This is a genomic window from Pseudomonas triclosanedens, from assembly GCF_026686735.1.
In the GTDB taxonomy this organism is placed as follows: domain Bacteria; phylum Pseudomonadota; class Gammaproteobacteria; order Pseudomonadales; family Pseudomonadaceae; genus Pseudomonas; species Pseudomonas triclosanedens.
Genome location: NZ_CP113432.1, coordinates 1,981,162 through 2,002,702, shown reverse-complemented (window position 1 = coordinate 2,002,702; position 21,541 = coordinate 1,981,162). Strand labels below are relative to the sequence as shown.

19 protein-coding genes are annotated in these 21,541 nt (G+C 56.6%); all 19 read right to left on the bottom strand.

The window, feature by feature from the left end:
- Position 1: 1 nt before the first annotated feature.
- Positions 2-736 (bottom strand): glycosyltransferase family 2 protein, encoded by a 735-nt coding sequence (locus tag OU419_RS09445; RefSeq protein WP_254471912.1) that lies wholly within the window; start codon positions 734-736, stop codon positions 2-4.
- 66 nt (positions 737-802) lie between these two features.
- Positions 803-2,518, bottom strand: a complete 1,716-nt coding sequence (locus OU419_RS09440; protein WP_254471911.1) for a sulfotransferase — start codon at positions 2,516-2,518, stop codon at positions 803-805.
- On the bottom strand, positions 2,515-3,750 hold the full coding sequence (locus OU419_RS09435) for an ABC transporter ATP-binding protein (protein WP_254471910.1): 1,236 nt from the start codon (positions 3,748-3,750) through the stop codon (positions 2,515-2,517). The genes OU419_RS09440 and OU419_RS09435 overlap by 4 nt, the downstream gene beginning before the upstream one ends.
- Positions 3,751-3,769: 19 nt before the next feature.
- Positions 3,770-4,876: a glycosyltransferase family 4 protein gene (locus OU419_RS09430; protein ID WP_254471909.1), complete on the bottom strand. Its 1,107-nt coding sequence runs from the start codon at positions 4,874-4,876 to the stop codon at positions 3,770-3,772.
- 108 nt (positions 4,877-4,984) lie between these two features.
- Entirely contained in the window at positions 4,985-6,811 is a 1,827-nt protein-coding gene (locus tag OU419_RS09425) for a hypothetical protein (RefSeq protein WP_254471908.1), read from the bottom strand.
- A gap of 468 nt (positions 6,812-7,279) precedes the next feature.
- Entirely contained in the window at positions 7,280-9,601 is a 2,322-nt protein-coding gene (locus tag OU419_RS09420; protein WP_302328952.1) for a type II secretion system protein GspD, read from the bottom strand.
- The gene (locus tag OU419_RS09415; RefSeq protein ID WP_254471906.1) at positions 9,585-10,067 is read right to left on the bottom strand and encodes a hypothetical protein; all 483 of its coding nucleotides are present in this window, start codon (positions 10,065-10,067) and stop codon (positions 9,585-9,587) included. Before OU419_RS09415 ends, OU419_RS09420 begins: the two co-directional genes overlap by 17 nt.
- 162 nt (positions 10,068-10,229) lie before the next feature.
- Positions 10,230-10,826, bottom strand: coding sequence for a hypothetical protein (locus tag OU419_RS09410; RefSeq protein ID WP_254471905.1), 597 nt, complete (start codon positions 10,824-10,826; stop codon positions 10,230-10,232).
- A gap of 10 nt (positions 10,827-10,836) precedes the next feature.
- Positions 10,837-11,706: a hypothetical protein gene (locus tag OU419_RS09405; protein WP_254471904.1), complete on the bottom strand. Its 870-nt coding sequence runs from the start codon at positions 11,704-11,706 to the stop codon at positions 10,837-10,839.
- Between the two features lie 142 nt (positions 11,707-11,848).
- Positions 11,849-12,874: a hypothetical protein gene (locus tag OU419_RS09400; RefSeq protein ID WP_254471903.1), complete on the bottom strand. Its 1,026-nt coding sequence runs from the start codon at positions 12,872-12,874 to the stop codon at positions 11,849-11,851.
- Complete coding sequence (locus tag OU419_RS09395; protein WP_254471902.1) at positions 12,864-13,454, bottom strand: prepilin-type N-terminal cleavage/methylation domain-containing protein; 591 nt, start codon at positions 13,452-13,454, stop codon at positions 12,864-12,866. Before OU419_RS09395 ends, OU419_RS09400 begins: the two co-directional genes overlap by 11 nt.
- A complete protein-coding gene (locus OU419_RS09390) occupies positions 13,451-13,891 on the bottom strand; it encodes a PulJ/GspJ family protein (protein WP_254471901.1) in 441 nt (146 codons plus the stop codon). Before OU419_RS09390 ends, OU419_RS09395 begins: the two co-directional genes overlap by 4 nt.
- Positions 13,891-14,241 carry a pilus assembly FimT family protein gene (locus tag OU419_RS09385; protein ID WP_254471900.1) on the bottom strand — a complete coding sequence of 117 codons (351 nt, stop codon included), beginning with the start codon at positions 14,239-14,241 and terminating at the stop codon, positions 13,891-13,893. The genes OU419_RS09390 and OU419_RS09385 overlap by 1 nt, the downstream gene beginning before the upstream one ends.
- Positions 14,242-14,269: 28 nt before the next feature.
- Entirely contained in the window at positions 14,270-14,704 is a 435-nt protein-coding gene (gspG, locus tag OU419_RS09380; RefSeq protein WP_254471899.1) for a type II secretion system major pseudopilin GspG, read from the bottom strand.
- A gap of 47 nt (positions 14,705-14,751) precedes the next feature.
- Positions 14,752-15,942 carry a type II secretion system F family protein gene (locus OU419_RS09375; protein WP_254471898.1) on the bottom strand — a complete coding sequence of 397 codons (1,191 nt, stop codon included), beginning with the start codon at positions 15,940-15,942 and terminating at the stop codon, positions 14,752-14,754.
- A 5-nt stretch (positions 15,943-15,947) separates the two neighbouring features.
- Complete coding sequence (locus OU419_RS09370; protein ID WP_408004934.1) at positions 15,948-17,666, bottom strand: GspE/PulE family protein; 1,719 nt, start codon at positions 17,664-17,666, stop codon at positions 15,948-15,950.
- The gene (locus OU419_RS09365) at positions 17,656-18,486 is read right to left on the bottom strand and encodes an ABC transporter permease (RefSeq protein ID WP_302328961.1); all 831 of its coding nucleotides are present in this window, start codon (positions 18,484-18,486) and stop codon (positions 17,656-17,658) included. Before OU419_RS09365 ends, OU419_RS09370 begins: the two co-directional genes overlap by 11 nt.
- A 148-nt stretch (positions 18,487-18,634) precedes the next feature.
- Positions 18,635-19,324, bottom strand: a complete 690-nt coding sequence (cmk, locus tag OU419_RS09360; RefSeq protein ID WP_254471896.1) for a (d)CMP kinase — start codon at positions 19,322-19,324, stop codon at positions 18,635-18,637.
- The gene (locus tag OU419_RS09355) at positions 19,324-21,540 is read right to left on the bottom strand and encodes a bifunctional prephenate dehydrogenase/3-phosphoshikimate 1-carboxyvinyltransferase (protein ID WP_254472201.1); all 2,217 of its coding nucleotides are present in this window, start codon (positions 21,538-21,540) and stop codon (positions 19,324-19,326) included. The genes cmk and OU419_RS09355 overlap by 1 nt, the downstream gene beginning before the upstream one ends.
- Position 21,541: the final 1 nt, after the last annotated feature.

Sequence of the window (21,541 nt, the reverse complement as noted above, 5' to 3'; positions counted from 1 at the left end):
GTCAGCCCCTCACTCCATAGTGATGATCGAAAAAGCGGCTTGGACGTACGACTGCCTGTCGATCATTCATATCAACCAGCATCGAGTCGTGCTTGCGCCGATAAAAAAAGGCGGTCCTGCTAGCAACCGTATGCAGTCGCCCCGACGCGATGACCTCCAACCCCCAATGCCAATCCTCATAGCCAAAGCCCGTTTGTCGCACCCGCGTCGCTTGGTACGGAATTTCCTCGAAGATGGATCTGCGCGCGAACACAGCCGAACCCCAGTGATGGGACTTGAAGCAGTTCGCAAGTTCGAATGAGTCATCAGCGACCTGATCGATTACACGCCCAACCGACTGGATCGCACCATGAGAAACGATATATTCGGGGTGAATCACTACACGATCGCCGCAAGCGCGAGCCACAGCCAGCGCCCGTGTCAGCCAGTTGGCACTGCAATAATCATCTCCATCCAAATACGCTACGTAGCGGCCTCTCGCATGGGGGATCCCTGCATTTCGCGAAAGACCTAGATCTGCATGCGATACCTCGATCGCTTGGTCACAAGCCTCAAGTGCGACGTGCCCGGTGACAATCTTCCGAGTATCCGTATCCGCGCAGTCGAGAACCGCCACCAACTGCACAACGATTCCCTGAAGATAAGCAACTGCGCGCATACGCTGGAACGCCAGAAGACTCCACTGAGCAAGAACTCCTTCTGCATGGAAATTCATGATCATGCTGATGTCAGTCATCCAGGGCGCCTCTTCTTAGAAACTTGTCAAGCAGGCGGAAATGATCAAACGAATCCAACATTCACCTCATAGGACATATTGCAGCCGCTCTGCCATTTCACAAAGCACACCGGCGACAAGCTCCCGCTGAGGCGCATCCATTCGCCCCGCGCAGCGCAACGGTCGTAACTCCGGTAAGGGAGCATCAGTCATAAGGAGTTCGGCCATCGCGTGAGGGGCACGCATGAAGTCCTCATATCGGAGCCATCGCACTCGGTTGCCGGCATCAAGCAGTTGTGTCACCAGAAACCGCCACCACAACGCCCGGCGAACAGGCAGGCACTCTGTCGCTGCGATCTCTCGCAATGCTGCTTTTTGACAACCGGTCATGCTCGGATCGTCCAGCCCACCAAATGGCTGCGCCTCCACATCGGCTAGACGCAAGTGGTCGAACGTAGCCTCCCAGGATGCAAGACTGTCGTATGGGTGACGTACAAGAGCTACAACACGAGCATCAGGCATGACGCGGAGCAGCGACGGCAGCCGAGAGAGATACGCCAGCGTGTTTTTGGTTCCAAGCGTAAAACCTGGACCACGGATAGGAGCAATGTATGGAGCCGCAATATTCGGCTCACGCGCGGTGTCACTCACCAAGCGTCCATCAACATGTTTATTCATCACCGGGCGCCCAGCAGTTACCTCACGACGCAAATTCGCATATAGGTGTGGAAGCCCCCAGGGAGAATAAGCATCGGAGAGAGCCTGAAAAATCTCCGCCGGCTCATTGATAATGACTGTCTGGAGTCGCTCCGAAAGCACACGGCACAGAAAACTGGTACCGCTCCGCGGGGGGCCGGTAATTATCAGATTCTCTCCGGCATATTCTCCATGACAACGCATCAGCACACGCATGTCATCCAGAACCGGCTTCCAGTTGGCAAACTTCGATAGCACCTCACCAAGCTCCGGCCAGCGCATCTGTAGCATGTAAAGATCACGGAGAATCGATGGCTCCCGCGAAAGCACGGACGGGTCATGGTAATGGCAGAAGTACGGAGTTCGATCAGCAGGTAGTGGCTTCAGATGCAACGGGTAGTTGTAGCGCTCGCAGAGTACCTTTACAGAAAGCCTCATGTATGCAGCGGCAATAGGCAATGACAATTGATCCAGCCAGGGCCATCGATACTCGACCTCGGGCTCGACAGCAATTCGTTGCGCTATCTCAAGCCACTGCGTCGAGAAATCGGCAGCATTTCGAAGCCACATGAATCCAGCATTGAAGTAAGGAGGCATTAACTCCCCAGAAACGCTGGCAATTACTCGCAACAGAGGGACGTCCATCCCCCAAAGGGAGTAAAGGTGCTTCCAGAATCCTGTCGAAGTAGGCACCAAAGCCATATCAGCAGGCTTAAAGGCCGCACTGTATGAGTGAAACTCAGAAAAATCCGGACAACTCATGCAATACATATCGCTGTCCAGAAACAGCGACGCCCTGTCGTCTCGGCCTAATGACAATGCAGAAAACTTGTTCCCTATTGGATAGCTCGCCCCAAAGACATTACATATAAGCCTAAGTGTCACCTGCAAGCGACTAAAAAGCCGTAAAGAAGAAGGACTTAGTTCACCCCAAACCATACTCGGAACTGCAACAGCCGCCACGATAGGAAAGCCAAAGCCAAGGCGAGCCCTCAGCGTGGCTGCAAGAAGCGCAGCCTTAGCCTCCAAGTCTCCGCCATGCACAACAAAGATGATCTCTGGGAGATCACCAGCAGCTTCACTTGCGAATATAGAGGAGGAATTCATGAAAAAGACAGAACCTCAATTGTTCCATGCAGATTGACTACAGCATCGAATTTCTTCTGTGGGCTTTCAACACGAAAAGTCAAAGCACCAACTTTCTTGTCAATCGAACAAAAAGCGCCTTCAGATACAGCATCATCAAGCCGAACTGTAACTGCATAGGTACCGTCCTGAAGGTCAGCAATAAAACCAAAGCGAACCTGAAAAAAACCATTACAACCCACTACCAAGTCGCAGCCCAACTGCGAATTATTTATGGCATATAGATTGTAGCCCCTAATATCCCTGACAACCAAAGTAACTCTAGGCCGAAGAACCGACTTGGATATTTGTGCAACCACATCAACATGCACATACTCACCAGAGACAAAAAATCCTCTACCCCCTCCATCACCTGCTAACACAGCACTAATTATCTGCCCCGCTTCACCTGATAAATCTTGTGACTCCCTTGCAGTTCCAGAGGGGGCACCAACTGAGGAGAAAAACAACTTCGAAGCACTATCTCTTTGATACTCCTCACAACCTGACTCACAGTCTCCATCGAACACAAGACGTCCAGACCGTAAATACAGAACTCTTTGACAATAGGATTTCACCAACTGCAAATCATGGGAAACCAAAATCACCGTGACGCCACGACTCAACAACTGATCCAACCTACTCAAACATTTGAACTGAAACTCTGCATCTCCAACTGCCAACGCCTCGTCCACAACAACAATGTCCGCATCGACATGAGCGGCAACTGCAAACGCCAAGCGCACAATCATTCCGCTAGAATATGTCTTAACAGGCCTATCAATAAAATCTTCGATTCCAGAAAAATCTATTATCGACTCAACACGACTCTTGACATCAGACGAACTCAACCCAAGCAACTTGGCGGTAAACTCTATATTTCTTCTTCCCGTCTCTTCGACATCAAAACCAGCGCCCAACTCTAAAAGCGCAGCTACTCGTCCACTCCGACCAACCCAGCCGAAATTTGGAGATAGAGTTCCAGCAATCATCTGCAGTAATGTTGACTTACCACTACCATTCCGCCCAATCACCCCCACGACCTCTCCGCGATATATATCAAAACTAACATCGCGAACTGCCCAGAATTCTCTTTGGAGGTTTATTTTTCCTGCAAACAGTGAATACAGAAAACGTCTACCAGGGCTATCGAATACCTGAAAGCACTTTCCAACCCGAACAGCACGAACAGCAACACCAGAACTATCAAGCATCACCTTAAACACCTGAAAGCTAAAAAACCGCCATCACCATTTCGTTTATTTCGCGAACATCAAATCTCAATTCGGCCAGCCGTCTACTCTGGCGCCCCATTTCAACTATAAGTTCCGGCTCAGCTATAAATCTTTCCATTGCGCGAGCTATGCTTTCCGGACTACGGATCGGAACCAGAAATCCGTTAACTGTATCCTCAATACTTTCGCGACACCCAACAGAGTCCGTTGTTATTACCGGACGACCACTTGCCATAGCCTCTTGAATAGACCTAGGAATACCTTCTCGATAATAGGACGGATGGACAAGCACACTAGTTTCTGCAAGCCAGGGGCGTACATCGGCAACATGACCAACCCAAGTAACAAGCCCTTCCTCGCCCCATGCCTTTAGATCTTCTATGCCAATAGAGCCTGGATTGACATCGACATCACCAACTATCAAAAAAACCACCTCAGGGTGCTTATTTTTAATAATTCTTGCCGCAGAGACAAAATCGATCACACCCTTCTCGCGAAGCAATCGACCCAAGAAAGTAAATACCACAGGAGAAACAACTGGAGTCTGCTCATTGAACCTATCCAGATCCAAACCTATGCCGGGTAATAGAATTGCCTTCTCTGCCCTAACGAGACCACCACCAACAAACAATGAGTAGTCATCCCTATTAAGCAAAAACACTCGAGAAGAAAAGCTAAGACTAAGTCGGTAGAGAAAACTAATAAACTTCCTAAGTATAACCCGGCGGGTAGACCCAACCCCATCAGCATAGACATAACCAGCCCCCTCAATGAAGGAGTAGATACTGTCGACTCCTGAGAATCTCGCGGCCAAACCTCCATAAATTACAGGCTTAGTGAAATAACTCAGCACTGCATCTATTTCAAGATCACGGATAGCTCTAACCAACCCCAAGACAGTCCTTATTGCTTGGATTGGGTTCACTCCCACCCGATCCATTTCGACACTGACAGGAATCGCTCCAATTTCCTTGACCGCTCGTACTAACTCATCATTGTAATCAGGAGCAAAGGCAAAGACCATGACACCACTAGATACGATATCTTTAATCAACTCTCTACGAAAATTAACAATAGAGAAAGCTTGATTGGAAACTACGGCCATTCTCCTAAACTTCATCTCACCATGACCTCAAGCTAACACCATAGAGCAAAATACAAACAAGGAAAGAGGCGACAAAAGCCGCCTCTTTCAATTCATCAGAACTATTTATTAGTTACGATTATTGCCAGCCTCATGATTCACGGTAGTAGACGGACCTGAATTACCATTAAAGTTACCCTGAGTAGTGGAGGTCATATTCACCAGAGTGCCGTTAGGAGTACGGATGAGCCCCAGGGCCTCACAGGTTGGGAATTCACCTTCCATGATCAGACGTGCACGACCGTTAACGCCATTCCAGTCATTGCCATTCACGCCAAACGCACTGGCAACCTCTTTGACACTGTACACACCGGTCTCGTGCGCCTTAAGCGTGGCTTTACCGCTGCTATCTACGATGTAGGCACTTCCGGTAGCCGGATAACGCTTGCCATTCTGGTCATAGAGAACACCACGAACCTTACCGGAGCGGCCATCATCGCTGGTATTTGTCAAGCGAACGAAGAAGGCATCCTGATTATTTCCGGCTGGCAGGTTGAACAAACTCGCAACACAGCTACTTTTCCAGAAGTGGTCGATCTGCCCACCATTAATAACGCGGTCTACATAACGGACGTTACCGAAGTCAACGCGCAACGGACCAACATTGAAGGTTTGCTGGGCAGCCATTGCGCTGGTACCGCTGGCAACGGCGCAGATGTTATAGGTTTGGTTGACATCCGCATTCTTGAGTTCCACCGACAGTTTCGCTACTCCATCGGATCCGGTTGCTTTAGTAATAGCGGCGGCATCCCACGAATATGCAGCGGTAGTATTGCCGTTGGCATACGAGGAACAACTATTGTTCACCAGAGCGATAGAAGATACGCCCGCGAAGTTACCAGAGATATAGCTGGAGATTTTATCACTGCCGTTGAAGCCGAAGATGTTACGACCATCTTCGTTCAGTACATCGGGGTTGACCCCCAGGCGAATAGATCCAAGCCTCTGGAAGTTAGCACCGTAGTTCGCGGGGTCGCTTGCACCAGCCTGAACCGAGACGTTCGGGTCGAAGTTCTTGTCCTGATTGGCCAGGTTCAACGAGTTCAGAACCTGATATGAACCCCAGCTATTGGTATTCAGTACATCCCAATAGACGGCAGGAAGCGAGGTAAAGACAAGGAACGGAGCCGCCGAGTCGTTATTGATCGCATTCAGTGCGTTGGCACCTGTAGTGGTATCCAACTGAGCCGATACGGTCACCTCGAAACGACGCTCGTTCAGCGGATCACTCAGCAGACTGACATTTGGGTTGAAGGACTGAGCTACAAATGTAGCATCGCCCTGCAACGCAGCACGCAAATGGTCAATCTTCGCAGGTGCGGAACTGGTGGAACCATTGGTGCGGAACAGGAAGTGAACAATGCCGTGAGCCGGGTTGGCTACAGATGCCTGTTGGATCTCTGCCGCACCAGCGGCGTCCAGAGTCAGGCTCAGGGTGTTGATGCCAATACCGGAGGTGATAGTGAAGCCGGTACCGGCAGGGAGGGTACCGATTTGGATCTGGTTAGCCGAGATGACATTGGCAAACTGGGCTACGGTACGATCCAATGTCAGCTTAATGGTATGCCCCACAGCCGCGTTGACTGCCTTGGCAGGATCAATTGCGTAGTCCAAATCAGGCAGATCGAACTGGGTGCTTTCGGAAAGGTTGCCAAAGATCTCCTGGGCGATGGTGATGTTCGCCGCGCGGCTTCCATAGCTTGCACCGGTTTCAATACTGGAGCCGGGCACATAATTTGCCTGCCCCGAAGCATACTGATTGATTTCACCCGGAGAGTTCTGGGTAACAGACGCGTTGGAGCTTGCACCAACGATGATATTAACCACACCGGCATTTGCAGCACCAGCAAACATTGCGGAAGCAATGGCGGCGCCCAGCAGAGTTTTCTTCAACATATTAAGGTTAACTCCAGTATTTCGACTAGTCATGTATATTTCGCCAGCACCAATCCGCCGACGCGCAACATCTCGTTCCCCACAAGTCGAGCTGTGAAACCCACTCGATCCGAGATTTCATCAAGACTCGCAGCTGGCCAACTGCCAACCCTTCCATCTCGAAATCAACCCGGACTCAGGAGAGAAATGTCATTTTTATCACTCACCACCAAATCCCACTGGATCGGAGCAACATAAAATCAACGCCAGTACTGCACATCGATTCCACTGGCTTTATACCGTCGACCGGAGCGATCAAACAACTTACTCACCACATCAAAATGAAAACAAAGAAATAACCTACCTGTACATGTAAAAATTCCTACAAGCAACCACCAAGTAGAACCTCACCAGAACTCCAGGCAGTTTATCCCAGCCACAAAAAAGGGGCCGAAGCCCCCCCTTAAAAAGACCAGCCATAGATAATCTTCAGCCACACGAGCCTGGAACCTTGCTGCAACCGAGACCAGGTTCAACCATCTGGCGGAGTTTTTCTGTTATTTCTCTTGCATCCTCAGCCCCTTCGATTATGTACGGCTGAATCAACATAACAACTTCACTTTTAGATTTATTGGAATTTCTTGCACCAAACAGATATCCGATGCCTGGTATATCCTTGAGAAATGGAACCCCATCGTTTCCATCATCGCCATTCTCACGAATCAACCCCCCCATAAAGATGGACCCTCCACTTTGTAACGTCAGGGCCGTCTCCAAGGAAGTCCTGGTTATACTAGGCGTCAAGCTTCCCGTTGATCCTCCACTACCTCCACCGCCATTCGCACCAGAGGAGCTAACTTCCTGACTTACCGTCAGATCCACTCGGTTATTCGAATAAATAACTGGCGATACATTCAGGATTACCCCTGTAGACCGGTAGGAAATACTCTGAAGAATGTTGGAAGTCCCTCCAGTACTACTATTGTCATTCTGCTGCCCAGTGACTACTGGAATATCCGTACCAACATTGATATTTGCCTGCTCACCGCTCTTAACCATTACACGGGGAGTCGCAAGAATTCTGGATCGAGAGTCCGTTGCCAAGGCATTCAGGGCGGCCATCGCTCCACCCGCCGTATTGATCATATATGTGAAACCGGTCTTCGAATTACCTGAGATTTCCCTGGAAAAGCCAGGGCCACTATCCGCATGCCCATCCAGAAATGCCCAGGAAAATCCGACGCTCTGGTTGTCTACCAGGTCTACGCTGGCAATAGTGACCTCAATCAGAACCTGTCGTGCCGGCTTGTCCAATTGACGAAGCAGCGGCTGCATCTGTTGCCACACTCGCCCTGGTCCACGGAACAGAATGGCGTTGCGGTTTTCATCTTCGACGATCGTACCGCTGCCAGCCACACTGGAGGCCAGGCTGTCCATCAGCGAGCCACTCTCCCCGCTACCTAACAAGGCTTGCGTCCCTGCCAGCCGCAGAAGTGGTGACAATCCGGAAGAGCCATTGCCCCCCCCCATATCAGAGTTTCCACGATCCTGGGGGGAACGGAACGGCGGAGGGCTATTGGCCGAAGCACGACGGGAAGCCCCCCCGGCCAAATCGGGTGTCAGGCCGTAGGCTCCTCCAGGAGCGTTCAGCCCCGACACCAATGAGCGCAACGATTTTGCAAGCTCACTGGCTCGCGTATTGCGCGCCTCATAGAAGAACAACCCCTCTCTCTCCGAGCCATCACCTTCACCGACCGCACTAGTCAACGGAGCGCGATCAACCTGCCCCGCCCAATCCCTCACAAGATTCAATAGCGCTTGCTGGCTAGAAAAGACGATCAGGCCGTTGGAGCTTTCCAGAGGAACCAGAACAACGCTGCCAGATGCCTCGCCGATGCCCACGCTATAACCCTGGGCCGCGAGCAGCTCTTTCAGTTGCTTGGCCAGACTTTCGGACGTAATGAATGCCGGGTCGATACGAAGGCTGTTCTGCCCCCTCATGAATGGCCTATCCAGCAACTCGACGGCCTGAGCCGCCTGACTGACGATCGATGACATCCCTTTGAGCATCAATCCGCCGCGTGCGCCGTCGGCATTGGCATTCAGACCGGATTTTTCGTATGCACTGTTCAGCCAGGGGATGACATCCTTGGGATCAACGTTGTGCAGGGGAACAAACTGGAAGACAGGCCTATACGAAATCGGCACGTCCGGCCTTGCGTCACCACTGATGAGTATTGGTGGCTCATCAGGGCTCAACCCCAGTTGCTTGATCTGGAACCTAAGTACACCACCCTGCCTGGCAATCTCGATCCCGTAGTTGGTCATGACCTGAGAAGCAATGTTGTATACCGTCTGCCGGGTCTGAGACTGTTGCAGCCGCAACGTGACGCGATCTGTCTTGTTCTTCAGTGCATTGTCTATTTCAAACGGCAGCCCTAGCACGTTACCGAATACTTCGTTGATGAACGCCGGGAGTGTTACATCTTCTACATTCACCGTGATATCTGCTGCCTTGTCATCCAGCACGAGCCGATCCGTCCTGTCGACCAATCCCCCGGTAGGTACCCTTTCAGGTGCAGGTGTGGCGGCTATCGTCGGCCCTCTGGATAAACCAGAGCCGCTCACCGAGGCGCTCTCGCGACCATTGCCTACCGTACTCTCGTCGGCTCTCGGCTTTTCCGCAGACGCCACCAACGGCGATGGGAAGGAAAGTGACTCGGTGGTACAACCGGCGTTGACAGCCAGGCACAAGGCAAGCAGCAATGCTTGTGGGGGGAATGGGGGAAAAGCCTTATTCAACGGGAGCATAGAGTTTCCTTTCAAAATCCTTGTCCTGCCTGTCTTGCGACAATGAGAAACGGATACCCTGTTGACCAATGCTCTCCAGCCGCTCACCTCCGGGCAATTGATCACCAACGGCAAAGCGCTCAACGGGCGAAGACAAGTCTTTGGCCACCAGTGCGAAGCGCTTCGCGCCAACCGCGATGACGCCGTGGAAGAACCAATCCACCTTGAGCTTTGTCACGCCCGAAGCGCTTTCAGAAGCCTGGGCATTCGACGGAGGGGGATCAGGGTTTGCCCACCACGACAAAGCACCCAGCTCCGAAGCCGCTGTGCCATTGAGGGATCGAGAGAGAACTGAGGGTAGTGCCCACTCCTCGACATCCGCACTAGCGTCAACATCTAATCGAGGGTGGGGCTGGAGCAACAGGCCGGCAGCGATACCGGCACAGCCCAACAGGACGTAAAAACGAATAAGCTTGAGCGGGGCCATCGGACGCCATCGGAAGCAGTTAGCCAAGTCTGACCACGATGATCAGATGGGCTCTGATTTTGTCACCGGACCAACTCAGTATCTGGCCGCTGCTTTGAAGGAAACTTCTGTAGATTGTGGTGCAAAGTCGCACCGCACGACGACTGGGCCAGCGCCGCCCGACTAAGGAAGAGACTGCGTTCCACTGCGAAAATGAAATGCCAGCTGAAGATTGATCGCCGGAGTGACACCGTTGCTCACCTCCGCTGCATCAATGCTGACCCATTGCGACGTACTTTCCAGAGCCTGCAGAAGCCTTCCATAACTACTGGGCTCGAAGCCGCCGCGCAGTTGGACCTCGATGCGCGCATCCTGTCCTTCTGCTGAAAACTCCAGCGGCGGTAGTACGTTGATCCGGGGCTCAGGAATGCCAGCCTGCTTCACCTGCACATCGAGCCATGCCTGGACGTCGGCGCGAGCCAGCGAAGCATTCGGTGCCTGCCACAATTGCGCATTCAACTTCGCCAACAGGTCCTCCGCCTGAACAGCACGATCCAGCCAATAGGATTGGCTGGCCAGCGCTTTCATCTTGCCGAGATTGGTTTCAGCACTCTGGTAGCCCAATCGCTGTGATTGCCGCCAGTCGCTACATAGAGCGACCCCATGAGCACCCAGCAGCGCCATGATCAACCAGCAGGCGAACCTTAGGCGCCGCTGGTCCTGCCATTGCTGCACCAGGCGCAGCCATTGATGGCGCGACGCCAACCTGAGCTCGTTCATTGGCAGTTTCTCATCTTAAGGTCATGCTCAACTGCAACCCATCCCCGCGGGATGAGGGTTCGACCCGCACATTTTGGAAGTGCCCGTCCCGCTGTAGTCGCTGCACGAAGAATCTTGGATCCGAATTCTGTGTATCGATGAGCAGTTCCAACTCGTTACCCCGATAACGCCAGTTCAGCAGTTTGCTGTCGTCTGGAAGCAAGCCATGCAGAGTCCGCAGCATTTCGATCTGAGAGGGGGCTGCTCGCATGCGTTGGCTCAGTAGTTGAGCATCCGAGCGAGCCTGCTCCGCACGATTCCTGGCATCGAGCAATGGTTCAATACGGGAGCTCAGTGCCGCACTTTCGCGCTCCAGGCTATGTTCGGCCCACCACCAGCTCGCCCCCTGGGAAAGCTGAAAGGAGCACCCCAGCATCACTATCGAGAACACCGCGTGAGGTAGCCAGCGCTCCCACTGCGCGCCCCTGCCAGTCGAGCCCGAATATGCCCACGGACGTGTGCTGGATTCGATGGTCTCGACCTCCGGATAGGCGGTCCACTCTGAGCCAGAGATGCTGCGAAGGGCGAAATTGATGTCTTGTTTGGACGGCAACGTGCGATGGAAGCTGCTGAACAACAGACAGCCGGAACTCCATACCTGCAGGTCGAACCCGCACCTGGTCGCTAAAATCCGTCCTACGAAACCTGCCTGGTCAGTTGGGGGCGGCAGCAGAAGTGGTTCCGGAATGCAGCGATAGCGTCTGGGCACGGTTACGCTCGAATGCGCGAGCGCCTGTTGTCGCTCCCCATCCCACATCCACAGCAGGACTGAACCACCGCGCCACACCGCGTAATGTCCTGAGTGGCGATACGGCGACAGGCTCCCCAGTTTCAGAGCCAACGCCCGGGCACGCTGCCCTCTGGGCACATGCTTCAGATCCACGCAGCGATAGAGGCACTGTGATCGCTCAATGATCCATTGCGCTGCGAGGTTTCCCCAGACTCCCCGAGGCGAATCGGACCATTCGAGCACTGGCCCCCCGTCATCCCCAAGGACCTGCCACAAGCGGGGCTGCGAGTACGCCAGGCGTTGTATGAATCTGAGTTGCAGCGTTTGATTCAGGAGCATCTATCGACAAGGTCCTTCGTTGTAAAAATTGCCACGGAGGCAAACGCATATCGGTGGACTCGAAACTCACTTCGTATTCGTAGCGAATCACGCTGGAGCGAAATCGCATGCGGATCATCAGCACCGAACTAGGCAAGCGTGACCAGCCTTCCTGAGGAAGGGATTCCGCCTCCGTACCCAATAGCTCATCCACGTCCACGCGCTGAATTATGGGGTGCTCCTGCCTCGCCATCAGCAAGCGGGAAACTCCACCCGGTGACAAGCGCCATGCGCGCAACAGGACATCCGATCCCGCCGTGTTCAGATTCAGAGCGGCCTCATCAATGGCCACCCTATCATTCCAGCCTGACGTCACCAGTCGGCTCTCCCAGGGACGCCAGGACGCCAAGACAAAGACTTCCATGACAGAACGCAGGTGACGCGCACTCACTGTTTGAGTGCTTCCATCCCGCAGGTATGCAGCCAAGTCCACCAACATTCGAGGAACGTCTTCCACCGGTACTCCGAGACTGACCAACAGAGAGGAGATAGCCGCAGGCTCGCTGGATGTGAGACTTATGCGCGAGGCACGGTCGATCAGTGTTATGCAGGCGCCATTGGCAAGGCAGTACTCACGCCCGTCCACGGGAATCTCGGCCCCCGCAGGAAGGATCGAGGGATCCATCTCACCGACTTGCGCCGCAAGACTCTCCGCAGTGGTCTGGCCCGCCACGGTCATACGGTGCGTGGCGATCAGCCAGGTCAGCCGACTCAACAAGGTACGCTCTTCGAAACAGCGCTGAAGCAGAGTTTGCTGCGCCACCAAACCATCTCTTGAGCGATCGATCCAGAGCATGGCGGCAGTCACCACCAAGGTCATGCAGGCGAGAAACCAGATCACCCCCACGAGGACAAAACCCTGTGAGCCCCGTCTAGCCACTGCCATACGCTCAATGATCATCGACGGACAACCTGCGCCGGGGTGACTGCACAGTGGCCAACAGGAACAATTGTTCTCGCTTCGATGACAAGGCCACCGCCTCAGGCAGAGAATCCACCAGCGCCGAGGATGGCGGCCAGTTCTCATGCCATGCTCCCAACGAATCCAGATACTCGAACTGCGCATCCCCCGGGAGTTGCAGTAGTGGCCAGCGGTTCGCTTCCAGTCGGCGCACATAGACCAGATCGGCATCCTGGGTGGGGGCATCCCTTGTCGCATCGAGTCGGAATGCAAAGGCCACGGGGACGCCCTCGCGACGGTCCACGCTAGCGAGCGTTACAGCTTCGAAGCTCTTTGCATCGCCTCGAAAGCGCCCACTGCCGCCGCCCCGCTCTGGTGCAGATATGGCCGCCACAGAGTCGATGAACCAGCCAAAGACCAACTCACGTGCCTGGCGTTGCTGCCCTTCGAGAAGAAAGGTCTCGTTGACCTTGGCGACATAGGCCATCCCTTGCATGAGCAGAACGGTGATGAACGAAGTCAGCACCAGTACAACCAGCAACTCCAACAGAGTGAACCCCCTCAAGTGCCGCAGCTTCACACCCCGCCCACTCCCTGATCCTGTGCACTGCGTACCTGCTGATACCCCGGCAACTCCAGAAACAACGGAACCTCCTCGTGACCCTCCTCACCAATTCGCGCCTCGACGCGAAACAGCACAGCGTCATAGGGCCCGGGATTACCGCTGTAGCGCCCAACTACCGGCATTGGCGATGTCAGAGGCTGGCTCTTCCACTCCAGCAGGTACGGTCCCAGACGAACGCTTCCAGTCGGCTGAGCGAGCGGGTTGATGCGCTCCAGATGTGCCAACGCAACCCGCGAGGCATCGATCCTGTACTGCACCGCCGCCATTCGCTCGACGCTGTGAAATCCCGTATTGAGCCAGGCCAGTAGCGCTCCCCCCACGATCACCAGCAGTGTCATAGCGACCACCGCCTCCAGCAGAGTGAAGCCCGACTGCACGCTGCGGCTGCTCATCATGGAGTCGCTGGCTGGCATAGCGGAGCCGGCAACGTAATGTGTTCGATCGCCTCATCGTGCCGTAGGATCAGTTCGCCGCCGAGGCAGGCACCATTGGCCAAGTAGATCAGCGGCGACGCCGCGCCAACCTCCCAGCCCGCCGGCATCGATAGAAGATCACTCGGCATGATGCCTGCCGGTCCGAATGCCGCTGGCTGGCCAGCCAGCCGTACCCGGTATCCCAGGCTACGGATCTGCGCCATCACATTCTGGATATCCAAGCGGCGCTGCCACGCCTGCTGCATCTTCAGAAGACTGGGCATCACCACCGCACCGAGCAGCGCCACCAGCGCAAGTACCACGATCATCTCTAGCAACGTGAACCCACCCTGACGCTCATCGTCTGGGCAGGTAGCCGATATCCGCATTGTCCCCATCTCCTCCGGGCTGGCCGTCCGCCCCCAAGCTGTACAGTACGAATGGCTGGTCGAGGCTCGGCTTGTCGCTGTAGTTGTACGGATGGTTCCAGGGATCGAGGGGAACGCCTCCTTCCAGGTAGGGGCCCTTCCAGAAGCTCTTGATCCGCTCATCCGCAGGTGGTGCGTTGAGCAGTGCCAGACCTTCCTGTTCGGTGGGTAATCGACCAATATCCAGGCGCATGGTCATCAGTGCTCCCTTGAGCATCTTCACTTGAGTTTCGGCGGTCTGGACCTTGGCCTTGTCTGCCTGCCTGAACAGCCGAGGCCCAACCAATCCCATCAGTAAACCGATGATCACCAGCACCACGATCATTTCCAGCAAGGTGAAGCCCTGCTGAGCACGCTTGGACATACAATCCTCGTCTTCTATCGATATTTGCGGGCAGGCGTGTCACCGCCTCATAGAACAATGTCGTTGGCGCTGGTTATCGCCAGCACCACTCCCGTAATGATCACGCCGAAAATCCCACCAATCAGCAGGATCGCCAAGGGCTCCACCAGCGCGAGTACCTTGCGCATGCGCGACCGCCCCTGTTCCTCATACAACTCGGCTAGGCTGTCGAGCATGTCGGCCAGCCGCCCGGACTTCTCTCCTACCCGAACCAGATTGCCTCCTGTTGCGGTGATCGCCTGACGGTTCTCCAACGCCAACGACAACGCGGCGCCTCCTCGCACATCCTGGGTCACTCGCTCCAGCAACTCGCGCTGGGTTGGGATGCGCACCCCCTCCGCCGACAACCGCAACGCATCAACCAATGCGACGCGATTTCCCAGCAACGTCCCGAGAACCTTCGACCACTGGGCTATTTCTGCCTGCAGCAACCAGTCCCCCAGCAGCGGCACATGCAACAGGCCACTCAAGACCCTTGAGCGCACGCGTGGACTTTTGGCCAACGAGACGCCGAGGGTGCTGGCAATCACCAGCATCACCAGCAGCAGCACTGCATTCTCCTTGCACCAGACGCCACTACTGAGCACCGCCCAGGCCAGCCACGGCAGGCGGTCGGCATGCTCCAGCAGATTGGCGAACTTGGGGACGACGAAGACGAACATCATCGCCACCGCACCAATACCGCTCAGAACCAGAATCGCGGGATAGATGAGCGCATTGCGGATCTCGTCGCGGGTTCGCCTTTCGTACTCCATCTGCGATACGCAATCGCGCAGAGCAGTCGCCAGGTTTCCGGTCATTTCTCCGGCAGCAACCAATTGGTAGGCATATCGAGGCAAGGGCAAACCAGCGGCCTCCAGGACCTGAGGGAAAGGCTGCCCTTGCCGCAACCCTTCCCCTATCGACCGCAACGCCGCTGCGATTCGCGGGTGCTGCGCAGAACGCTCCTGCGCCTCAACCGCTTCGGCAAGGCTGACGCCTGCCGCAAGCAGCGTCGCCAACTCATAGAGAGCCAGATTGAGCTCCTCCGCCCGCAACCGGCGGTTGCGGCCGACGACAGTTCGGGTGGTCTGCTCCAGTCGAAGTGCGGTCAGCCCCTGTGCTTCCAGTTGACGAAGGCCGTCGGCACGCGAGGTGGCGTTCACCTCTCCCTTGCATTGTTTGCCACTTCGGTCGATCGCGACGTAATGCATCCGCATCGCAGTCATCCACTGGTGACACGGTGGACTTCGTCAACTGACGTCAGCCCCAGCCATGCCTTGATGAACCCGTCCTCGCGCAGCGTTCGGAACCCCTGGCTGCTTGCAAGACGGCGCATGTGTTCAACCGGCGCACGCTGCATGATCAGTTCCTGCATCTGCGGAAGCACGTCGATCATTTCGTAGATGCCAAGTCGCCCTCGATAACCGGTGCCCTGGCAATGCGAACATCCAGAGGCACTCATCCACCTCGCTTCCTGTTGCGGAAAAAGCTTCTTTGCCGCCTCGTCGATCGCATCAAGTTCCTTCGCATCGAGTGCTGGGCGCTGAGGCTGGGAGCAGTGTTGACAAAGATTGCGTACCAACCGTTGCGCCTGTACACCTCGTACAGGGGATGCCACCAGGAAAGGTTCGACCCCCATGTCGATGAGGCGCGTGAATGCGCTGACGGCGTCGTTGGTGTGGAGCGTGGAGAAAACCAGGTGACCTGTAAGAGAGGACTGAACGGCAATCTCCGCTGTTTCCAGGTCTCGAATCTCACCAATCATGATGACGTCAGGGTCTTGCCGCAGGATGGAGCGCAAGGCCGCGGCGAATGTCAGCCCGATCTCCGAGTGCGCTTGCACCTGCGTGATGTTGGGGACCTGGTATTCCACTGGGTCCTCAACAGTGATGATCTTGCGCACTCCATCATTGATCGACTCCAACCCGCCATAGAGAGTCGTCGACTTGCCCGAACCAGTAGGGCCGGTCACCAACACAATGCCATGTGGCTCACTCGTCCATACGCGCATCAGCTCCAGATGATCGGGCAGCATGCCCAGGCTTTCCAGGCGCAACCCTTCGCGTACCTTCGGCAATAGGCGCATCACCACCGATTCCCCATGTACGCCCGGCAAGCTGGAAACCCGGATGTCCATTTCCTGCCCGCCCACTCGCACCGTCATCCGACCATCCTGCGGCAAGCGGCGTTCGGCGATATCAATTGCCGAAATTAGTTTGATGCGCGAAACGACGGCGGCAAAGCGCTCGCGAGGCAGGGTCAACTGAGCCTGCAGTACACCATCGACACGGAAACGCACGTGGAAGCTGAACTCCCGAGGTTCGATGTGAATGTCCGACGCGCGCTTCTCGACGGCTTGCCCGATGATGTTATTGACCAATTCAACGACCGGCGCCTCTTCGGCCATTTCGCGCAAGTGGCGAACATCGTCTTCGGCGAATATCCCGGAACGCCAACCCTCGCGCTGGACATGCTCCACCAGTACCTGCAGCCACGCATCGAGATCCTGGGAGCGACTCAGCACTCCTTGCAGCCGCCGCTCTGGGAAAAACTGCCGCAGCACTTCACGCAATGAGGGCTCCAGAGGGTCTCGTGCCGCGATCAGCACTGTGTCGCCATCCTCCCAGAGCACCACTTGTTCGGCGATTAGCCAATCGATCCGTATCGGCGAGCTCTCGAGCAGGGAAATCAGCGATGTTGGCATAGGCAAGGGCACATCCCTTCCCACCAGAGGCAATTGCAACTGTTCGGATAGAACATCCAACAGCGCGGTTTCGGAAATTGCTCCGGAGCGCATCAGGATTGCGCCAATACGCCCGCCGATACGACTCTGCAGTTCCAGAGCACGTTCGATCTCCTGCTCGCTGACCAACCCCTTGCATATCAGGCGCTGCCCAAGCAGATCCATCTTGCCGGCCTCCATGACTGCATCAGAGCACATCGGCAAAACCGCCTCTTACTCGCAGGAACAACCAGACTCCGCATATCAGGAGCAACACGGATGCCAGGCTGTAGGCGGCAATCTGTGCGGTGGGCGGCATCGGCGTGCCGAAGAGAAGCGCACGTACCATCTCGACCGGAATGGTCAGTGGATTGAGCAGGAGGTAATGGCGCACATCTTCCGGCAGCGAGGTCATTGGATAGAGCACCGGGCTGAGGAACAGCAGCAACACCAGCAGGAACTGCACGATCTGGTTGACGTCGCGGAAATAGGCGCCGAATGCAGCGATCATGAACGTCAGCCCTGTTACGCACAGGAGAAATGGCAGGAGCGACAGCGGCAGGAATACCACCCACAGGCCTGGCGGGTGATTCAGCAGGAGCATGGCTACGACAATGATCAAGTAGCCAATACCGGAATTGACCAGTGAGGCCGCGACCAATGACAGCGGTAATACCTCTGTGGGAAAGACCAGCTTCTTCACATAGTTGCTGTGGTTGTGCATGACCACGGCGGCTCGGGACAGGCTTTCACCGAACATGCCGTTAAGCAGCAGACCGGCGAACAGCGTGAGGGCGAATGAGGTGTTGTCCTGGGCAGCCCCCCAACGGGCCCTGAGGATGTGGCCGAAGACGAAGGTGTAGACCATCAGCATGAGGAACGGCGCGAGAAACACCCAGAGCCTTCCGAGCATCGCACCGTGATAGCGGGATTCGACCTCTCGCCTGGCCAGCGAGAGAGTCAGTTCTGCACGGTCGATCAGCGTTCGACGGCAGGCTGGTGTGAAACAATTGAACAAGCGCCCCCCCCGACCAAACATATCCGCCACGGGCGAACAGCCCTTGAATGAACAGGCGGGTATGGTGGGGGGCTGGAAGGAGCCCCCGATACGGGAAGGTTCCGTAAAAGCTGAGGGCTTTTCCTATCGAGTGGAATCCCCGCCCGGATTACCGGGCGGAAATCAGGCATTACTCGGTGAGGCCGAGGCGAGCTACTTCCGCGTAAAGGCGTTCGAGCACCTCTTCGATGCCGAGATCGGTGGAGTCGAGCAGAATCGCGCCATCCGCCGGCTTCAGCGGTGCCACAGCACGCTGACTGTCACGCTCGTCACGGGTGCGGATTTCTTCGGCCAGTTGTGCCTGGTCGCTGTCGATGCCCTTGTTCTTCAACTGCAGGTAGCGGCGACGGGCGCGCTCTTCGGCAGAAGCGGTGAGGAATATCTTCAGAGGCGCATCGGGAAATACGACGGTGCCCATGTCGCGGCCGTCCGCCACCAGGCCCGGCGCTTCGAGGAAGGCGCGCTGGCGCTGCAGCAGCGCATCGCGTACCGCCGGTAGCGCGGCGACCTGGGAGGCCCCGGCGCCGACCTGCTCGGTACGGATCACGTCGGTGACTTCCTCGCCTTCGAGGATAATGTGCTGGCCCTGCCCGCCTTTGCCGTGGGTGAACTGTACATCGAGGTGGGCAGCCAGGACCTTGAGGGCCTCCTCGTTGGTCAGGTCGATGCCGTGGTTACCGGCTGCGAATGCCAGCAGACGATACAGTGCCCCCGAATCCAGCAGATTCCAGCCCAGGCGCTTGGCCAGCAGGCCGGCAACAGTGCCCTTGCCGGAGCCGCTGGGGCCGTCGATGGCGACGACCGGCCATTCGCCGCTCATCACTTTTTCTCCTCGGCGACGCGAATGCCCGCTCCCGCAGCCAACCCGAGGAAGTTCGGGAAGGAGGTCGCGACGTTGGCGCAGTCGTGGATGCGGATTGGCGCGCTGGCGCGCAGCGAAGCCACGCTGAAGGACATGGCGATACGATGGTCACCGTGACTCCAGACTTCACCGCCACCGTAGGCGCCGCCTTCGATGATGATGCCATCCGGGGTCGGCTCGGCCTTGACACCCAAGGCGATCAAACCATCGGCCATCACCTGGATGCGGTCGGATTCCTTCACCCGCAGCTCTTCCGCGCCGCGCAGCACGGTACGACCGGAGGCAGAAGCGGCAGCGACGAAGAGCACCGGGAACTCGTCGATAGCCAGCGGCACCAGGTCTTCGGGGATGTCGATACCCTTGAGCTGCGCAGAACGAACACGAATGTCCGCCACCGGCTCGCCGCCCACTTCGCGCTGGTTTTCCAGGGTGATATCGGCGCCCATGAGCTTGAGGATGTCGATGACGCCGGTGCGGGTCGGGTTGATGCCGACGTGCTCCAGGGTCAGGTCGGAACCTTCGGCGATGCTGGCGGCAACCAGGAAGAAGGCGGCGGAAGAAATGTCCGCCGGGACTTCGATCGAAGTAGCGGTGAGCTTGTGGCCAGACTCGACTTTCGCCGTGGCGCCCTGCACCTCCACCGGGTAGCCGAAGCCGCGCAGCATGCGCTCGGTGTGGTCGCGGGTCGGGGCCGGCTCGGTGGTGGAGGTTTCGCCGGCGGCGTACAGGCCGGCGAGCAGCAGGCAGGATTTCACCTGGGCGCTGGCCATCGGCATGTCGTAGTGCATGCCGGTGAGCTTGTGGCCGCCACGGATAGTCAGCGGCGGGCGGCCTTCCGGGCCGGTCTCGATAACGGCACCCATTTCACGCAGCGGCTTGGCCACGCGATTCATCGGACGCTTGGACAGCGAGGGGTCACCAGTCAGGGTCGAGTCGAACGGCTGGGCCGCGAGCAGGCCGCTGAGCAGGCGCATGGAGGTGCCGGAGTTGCCCAGGTAAATCGGTCCGGGCGGCGGCTTCAGGCCATGCAGGCCAACACCGTGGACGGTCACGCGGCCGTGATGCGGGCCTTCGATGACCACACCCATGTCGCGGAATGCCTGGATGGTGGCCAGAGCATCTTCGCCTTCCAGGAAGCCCTGCACCTCGGTCGTACCCTCGGCCAGAGAGCCGAGCATGATCGAGCGATGGGAAATGGACTTGTCGCCCGGTACGCGAATGCGTCCGGAAAGGCGGCCACCCGGCTGGGCCAGGAAAATCAGGTCATTGTTGTGCATGGCGTCCACATAGGCCCGTTGGGCCAGGATTTTGCTGAAATGCTCGCGGGCAACACGGGCTCGGGTGAAGACGCCCATCAGTTGCTGCCCGTCCCCCTTGTCGACGGCCTCGCGCAGGGCATCGAGGTCGTCGCGGAATACGTCGAGGATGCGCAGCACCGCCCCGCGGTTGGCGAGGAAGATGTCGTGCCACATCACCGGGTCGCTGCCGGCGATCCGCGTGAAATCGCGGAAGCCACCAGCGGCATAACGGAAGATTTCCAGATTCTCACTGCGTTTGGCCAACGAGTCGACCAGCGTGAATGCCAGCAGGTGCGGTAGGTGGCTGGTGGCCGCCAGCACTTCGTCGTGATGCTCGACCGCCATCTGCTCGACATCCGCGCCCAACTCGCGCCAGAGCGCTTCGATGCACTGGACAGCGTCCACATCGGCATTATCCAGCGGCGTGAGGATGACTTTATGACGGCGGAACAATTTTGCATTGGCCGCCTCTACGCCGCTCTGCTCGGAGCCTGCGATAGGGTGGCCGGGAACGAAGCGCGCGGGCATGCCGCCGAATACCGCCCTGGCCGCGCGCACCACGTTGCCTTTGGCGCTACCCACGTCGGTGAGAATGGCGTTGCCCAGGTCGAAGGTAGACAGTTCGGCAAGCACCTTTTCCATCGCCAGGATCGGGACGGCCAACTGGATCACGTCGGCGTCCCGGCAGCCGGTGCCGAGGCTTTCCTCGCAACGGTCGACCACGCCCAGCTCCACAGCCAGGCGACGGGTTTCCTGGTCGCGATCGACACCGACCACTTCGTCGAACAGCCCCTTCTCGCGGATACCCTTGGCGAAGGAGCCGCCGATCAGACCCAGCCCCACCACCACCAGTCGGCGGAGCTTGCGCTGCTGCATA

Coding starts and splice junctions, on each gene's coding strand:
- cmk (WP_254471896.1), bottom strand. CDS start 19,324: ATGAGCGGCGAATGGCCGGTCGTCGCCATCGACGGCCCCAGCGGCTCC.
- OU419_RS09435 (WP_254471910.1), bottom strand. CDS start 3,750: ATGCTTGATAGTTCTGGTGTTGCTGTTCGTGCTGTTCGGGTTGGAAAG.
- OU419_RS09385 (WP_254471900.1), bottom strand. CDS start 14,241: ATGATCGTGGTACTTGCGCTGGTGGCGCTGCTCGGTGCGGTGGTGATG.
- OU419_RS09415 (WP_254471906.1), bottom strand. CDS start 10,067: ATGGCCCCGCTCAAGCTTATTCGTTTTTACGTCCTGTTGGGCTGTGCC.
- gspG (WP_254471899.1), bottom strand. CDS start 14,704: ATGTCCAAGCGTGCTCAGCAGGGCTTCACCTTGCTGGAAATGATCGTG.
- OU419_RS09355 (WP_254472201.1), bottom strand. CDS start 21,540: ATGCAGCAGCGCAAGCTCCGCCGACTGGTGGTGGTGGGGCTGGGTCTG.
- OU419_RS09425 (WP_254471908.1), bottom strand. CDS start 6,811: ATGTTGAAGAAAACTCTGCTGGGCGCCGCCATTGCTTCCGCAATGTTT.
- OU419_RS09370 (WP_408004934.1), bottom strand. CDS start 17,666: ATGTGCTCTGATGCAGTCATGGAGGCCGGCAAGATGGATCTGCTTGGG.
- OU419_RS09365 (WP_302328961.1), bottom strand. CDS start 18,486: ATGTTTGGTCGGGGGGGGCGCTTGTTCAATTGTTTCACACCAGCCTGC.
- OU419_RS09375 (WP_254471898.1), bottom strand. CDS start 15,942: ATGCGGATGCATTACGTCGCGATCGACCGAAGTGGCAAACAATGCAAG.
- OU419_RS09440 (WP_254471911.1), bottom strand. CDS start 2,518: ATGAATTCCTCCTCTATATTCGCAAGTGAAGCTGCTGGTGATCTCCCA.
- OU419_RS09430 (WP_254471909.1), bottom strand. CDS start 4,876: ATGGCCGTAGTTTCCAATCAAGCTTTCTCTATTGTTAATTTTCGTAGA.
- OU419_RS09400 (WP_254471903.1), bottom strand. CDS start 12,874: ATGATCATTGAGCGTATGGCAGTGGCTAGACGGGGCTCACAGGGTTTT.
- OU419_RS09445 (WP_254471912.1), bottom strand. CDS start 736: ATGACTGACATCAGCATGATCATGAATTTCCATGCAGAAGGAGTTCTT.
- OU419_RS09420 (WP_302328952.1), bottom strand. CDS start 9,601: ATGCTCCCGTTGAATAAGGCTTTTCCCCCATTCCCCCCACAAGCATTG.
- OU419_RS09410 (WP_254471905.1), bottom strand. CDS start 10,826: ATGAACGAGCTCAGGTTGGCGTCGCGCCATCAATGGCTGCGCCTGGTG.
- OU419_RS09390 (WP_254471901.1), bottom strand. CDS start 13,891: ATGAGCAGCCGCAGCGTGCAGTCGGGCTTCACTCTGCTGGAGGCGGTG.